Origin of the sequence: Acinetobacter sp. V2 (assembly GCF_001188385.1) — a bacterium.
GTDB classification, from domain to species: Bacteria; Pseudomonadota; Gammaproteobacteria; order Pseudomonadales; family Moraxellaceae; genus Acinetobacter; species Acinetobacter oleivorans.
Window position 1 is genome coordinate 188,981 of the sequence record NZ_JZFB01000002.1, and the last position, 2,720, is coordinate 191,700.

Annotated in this window: 2 protein-coding genes; both read left to right on the forward strand. The window is 37.6% G+C overall.

Annotated features, from left to right (window positions below; genetic code table 11):
* Positions 1 to 122 precede the first annotated feature (122 nt).
* A complete protein-coding gene (locus UC75_RS09700) occupies positions 123 to 1,544 on the forward strand; it encodes an amino acid permease (RefSeq protein ID WP_005300929.1) in 1,422 nt (473 codons plus the stop codon).
* A gap of 119 nt (positions 1,545 to 1,663) precedes the next feature.
* A complete protein-coding gene (locus tag UC75_RS09705) occupies positions 1,664 to 2,563 on the forward strand; it encodes a hypothetical protein (RefSeq protein ID WP_107880548.1) in 900 nt (299 codons plus the stop codon).
* Positions 2,564 to 2,720: the final 157 nt, after the last annotated feature.

Below are 2,720 nucleotides of genomic sequence, written 5' to 3' on the forward strand. Positions count from 1 at the left end.
GCTTTAAAAATTATAAAAAGACTCTATCGTCACCTTACTGTTTATTCTTTATCTCTTTCTAGATTGCACATTTGTCTATTTTATCTAAAATAGCGTCTTTCTTAATTCTCTCAATGTGTAATATGCAGCCATCTGACAATCAACTAGATGCTCATCAGCATCAGAACAGTACTGCACCTTTAAAAAGAGCCATGAGTACTCGCCATCTTGTGATGTTATCACTAGGCGGAGCTATCGGAACTGGTCTCTTTTTAGGTTCAGGGGAAGTCATTTCACAAACTGGAGCTATTGGCGCAATTATTGCCTATATACTTGGTGGTGCGATCGCTTATATGGTCATGCTTTGCCTAGGAGAGCTTGCTGTACACATGCCTGTTTCAGGCTCTTTTGGTGCTTATGCCAAAAAATATATTAGTCCTAGTACTGGCTATATGATTTCTTGGATGTACTGGCTGACCTGGACTGCAACGCTTGGAACTGAGTTCACAGCTGCGGCATTACTCATGCAGGAATGGTTCCCACATATTTCAATGTGGATCTGGACAATTGTTTTTGCAATCACTATTTTTGGCTTAAATATTAGTTCAACTCGCATTTTTGCTGAGTCTGAGTTTTGGCTCGCTCTTGTTAAAGTCATTACCGTGATTGCTTTTATTGTGCTCGGCCTACTAGCAATTTTTGGTTTAATTCCTTTTCATGGCAGCCAAACTGCACCGCTATTTAGCAACCTTACAGCGCAAGGCTGGTTCCCACATGGTTTAATTCCTATTTTCACCACCATGCTGATTGTTAACTTTGCTTTCTCAGGCACAGAATTAATTGGCGTAGCAGCAGGTGAAACCAAAGATCCAGCTCAGAATGTACCCAAAGCAATTAATGCCGCGATTTGGCGTCTTCTTATTTTCTTTGTGGGTACCATTATTGTTATTAGCGCTTTGCTTCCCTTCCAGCTTGCAGGTTTAGGCGGTGAAAGCGTAAGTAGCAGTCCTTTTGTTACTGTATTTAATTATATTGGCATTCCATATGCGGATGACATTATTCGATTTGTAATTATTACAGCTCTGCTTTCGGCAGCAAACTCAGGACTTTACGCTGCTTCACGTATGATGTGGTCACTGTCAGAACAAAAATTATTACCTAGCGTATTTTCTAAACTTTCAAGAAGTGGGACACCTATTGTTGCCCTAGTTGTAACAATGTTTGGAGCAATTCCCGGTTTGTTATCAGAGCAATTTGCACCAGAAACTATTTTTAAGAATCTACTCGGTGTAGCTGCTTTTACCATGGTTATTGTCTGGATGAGCATTTGTTTAAGTCAGTTCAATTTCCGCCGCCAATGGTACAAATCTGGCCATACGGTTAAAGACTTACAATATGCCGCTCCCTTATTCCCTATCGTTCCAATTTTAGGTTTTATTTTCTGTTTTATTACTTGCTTAAGTATGGCTGCAGACCCTGAAATGCGCGCTGGTTTTGTGGGCTGTCTTATTTTTACAGCTTTATGTTATGTCAGCTATTTTATTTTTTACCGCAATAAAGCCTAAATCGCTTTGATTAAATTAAAGTGTAGCAAAAAGCTACACTTTTTTTTGCCTACATACTGGTTTTATATAACGTACCGTTGTAGATTAAAATTTATATTAAAAACAATTCCTTGTATAGAATGAAAATTATATTTATCCACGGGATGAATCAACAGAATTACACTGCTCATCGCTTGAAAGAGCATTGGCTAAAAGTATTTAAGCTTGGCCTAAAACAGATGCCTTGCAAAGTTAACGTGCGCGATCTTCATATTCATATGCCATTTTATGGCGACCTAATGACTAAATATCGATTAAGCAATCAACTAGACCTAAATACGTTATTACCTAAGTCATTTTTAAATAATTATTTACCCATTCATTTACATCACCATAATCCTCCTGCTAAAGAGCACACTCCATTTGTTCCTTTATTGCTACCAGCAACTGACTCCGCTGAAAAAAGCTTTTCAGAACGAATCTATCTGACCTCTCAGCTCGTAAAAGACCGCGTACTCAAAGAGTTGGTTGTTCTGTTAAATAACTTCCCTAAATTACATGAGAGCTTGATACAACAGTTTCTAATTGAGACTTATATGTACTTATCTAATCCTGAATTTATGGAGGAAGTAAATGAACGGATTTTAAAGAAAATGCGAGAAGATGAAGATTATATTGTCGTTGCACATTCTCTCGGCTCAGTTATTGCCTTTAACCTTCTTTCAAATCCTGCATATCGGTTCTCAATTAAACGATTTATAACGTTAGCCTCTCCTTTATCTTTTCGCGTGATTCAAAGTAAGCTTCCGATTCCAATTGTCAGGCCATCATGTATTCACGGTGATTGGTTTAATTTTTACTCTCAAGACGATTTTCTAACCGCATTTCCCCTATGTGAGGCCCCATTTAATTTTGATCCTCCAATTATTAATCAGAAAATTTATACCTTTGCCAACCAGCCGCATGAGATTTTAGGTTATCTACAACATCCGTCTGTTATAAAGGCAATTATTGAGCCTTTTCAGAAAAATGAAGGATAAATGTATATATTTTCTACAATTAGAGTTATTTTTAATCGGTTGACTGTTTTTTTTAATATTTCTTCAGAAAACTATTTGACACTTTTATTAAATCGACCTAATATACGCCCACCTCTGAAACGTCCCTATCGTCTAGAGGCCTAGGACATCGCCCTTT

What these genes read in the sequence shown, in the direction of transcription:
- UC75_RS09700 (WP_005300929.1), top strand. Translation starts at nt 123, where the DNA reads ATGCAGCCATCTGACAATCAACTAGATGCTCATCAGCATCAGAACAGT.
- UC75_RS09705 (WP_107880548.1), top strand. Translation starts at nt 1,664, where the DNA reads ATGAAAATTATATTTATCCACGGGATGAATCAACAGAATTACACTGCT.